The following is a 1,270-nucleotide window of genomic DNA, read 5'->3' on the forward strand; positions in this document are numbered from 1 at the left end:
CTAGCGTCAACAAGAACTGTGGCATAGGTTTTGCGTGTTGTTGCTACAGAGGTGATAACGTCTCAACTCGTCGACTACCTTCGAACATAATAGGAAGTCCGTGATCGTCACCATCCGTCTTTGTTGTCGCCTACGTCACGCTCTCACTTCGACGTTCAAATTTGTGGAGTGTTTTAGTATATATTTTATAACTATATCCAACCGGAAAATATATTAAACATACTGTAAATTACTAATATGCGATGAAGGACGATAGCAAACTCAATCGGCGAACAGTTATCAAGTCAACCGGAATAGCTCTTGGAACTATTAGTACTGTAGCGCACACAACTGCGGCTCAGGAATCAGAAGATGATGTTTTCCAAGAGGAATCAAACGAATGTTTCCAGTGCCCTCAGCTGATTGAAGAAACAAGTAATTATCGAATTTCAACTGTCTCGAACGAAGGTGGAGCATACCTGCTCAAAGCCAACAAAGAGAGTTCCTCCGTCTCCATACTTGACCAAGCAGAGTCAGTTGATGTGTTAGATACTAATACTCGGGTTTCAACCCAGGGTAACCCTATCATCGAAGATTATGAGGTTCATTCCTATCATAGAGGAGATTGTAACGGTGTTATTTATGATGATCACTATGCATCTGTCGTTGAAATAAACACGGGTGAGAATGTTGAGGGGTTACCTGAGACAGCTCTATCCGGTGCTATTTGCGCTATTCCCGGTCTCGCAGGAGGTCCTGCAGGCAGTGTAATAGCAGGAATCGTATGCGCACTAGGTTATCAACTCTTCCTTGGTCATGTTGATATCGTTGGCACTGACTTCTCTATCGGATTATGGGACGACCACGTCGGTTGGGCTGGAGAAGAAGCAATTAGACTTGGTGGTGCTAACTCCCTTGAAAGTCATCATTCGGATCTTTCTCCGGGCAAACACTACAAGGGACTCCACATTGCGGCTGATGATCCTGTTGAGAAGATCATTGATATTGTAAACTAAGAAATATATAACCGGCACTGTCTAGTTGAGCCAGTTTGAGGAACAAGCAGGTCGTTGAGTGAAGTGGACTAGAACGCTCGCAGACCTGCTCAGCGAGTGCTATGGCGCAGATTTAGAAGAATCGTGGGAGAACAAGCAGACGGCGACGCCCGTCAGGGCGTTCGCCGTCCGCCTCCATCAGACCGGTTGCTCGCTTCGAGAGACAACAACGATTCTCGCTGAATTAGGCGTTGAACGATCTCATGGGGCCGTCTGGAATTGGGTGCATCGGCTGG

At 46.2% G+C, this 1,270-nt stretch carries 1 protein-coding gene and 1 pseudogene; both read left to right on the forward strand.

All coding sequences use genetic code 11. From position 1 onward, the window contains the following. Positions 1-242: 242 nt before the first annotated feature. Positions 243-995: a hypothetical protein gene (locus C487_RS20565; protein ID WP_152422552.1), complete on the forward strand. Its 753-nt coding sequence runs from the start codon at positions 243-245 to the stop codon at positions 993-995. Between the two features lie 58 nt (positions 996-1,053). Continuing rightward, positions 1,054-1,270 (forward strand): annotated as a pseudogene (locus tag C487_RS19940) (IS6 family transposase); the annotation flags it as partial.

The organism is Natrinema pallidum DSM 3751 (assembly GCF_000337615.1).
Taxonomy (GTDB): Archaea; Halobacteriota; Halobacteria; order Halobacteriales; family Natrialbaceae; genus Natrinema; species Natrinema pallidum.

Bases quoted from the DNA above. Each gene is read 5' to 3' on its own strand.
- C487_RS20565 (WP_152422552.1), top strand. From the start codon at position 243: ATGAAGGACGATAGCAAACTCAATCGGCGAACAGTTATCAAGTCAACC.